This window comes from Pauljensenia sp. UMB3104 (assembly GCF_030217285.1).
Classification (GTDB): Bacteria; Actinomycetota; Actinomycetes; order Actinomycetales; family Actinomycetaceae; genus Pauljensenia.
Window position 1 is genome coordinate 1 of record NZ_JASONN010000433.1, and the last position, 253, is coordinate 253.

Below are 253 nucleotides of genomic sequence, written 5' to 3' on the forward strand. Positions count from 1 at the left end.
CGAGCACCACCCCGCCGATCGATAAGGTGGAGATCCCGGCCTCGTCGACCATTGACACTGCGCTGACGGCGCGAATACTCGCCCGCGAAATGTTCATCCGCCACGCGCTGGTGAACGGCGAATGGCGCGAACGCCACCGCTTCCAAAAGACGAACGATGAGCTACTGGAGCAGGCGCGCGAAGTCGAACGACGTTCACGCACCCACGGTTTGGTTGCTGACCAGGACGCGCGTTTCGCATTCTTCGACGACCT

1 protein-coding gene is annotated in these 253 nt (G+C 62.1%); it reads left to right on the forward strand.

The window, feature by feature from the left end:
- A partial coding sequence (locus tag QP415_RS12295; protein ID WP_285100262.1) for a DUF3418 domain-containing protein occupies positions 1–253 on the forward strand: 253 nt, incomplete at both ends.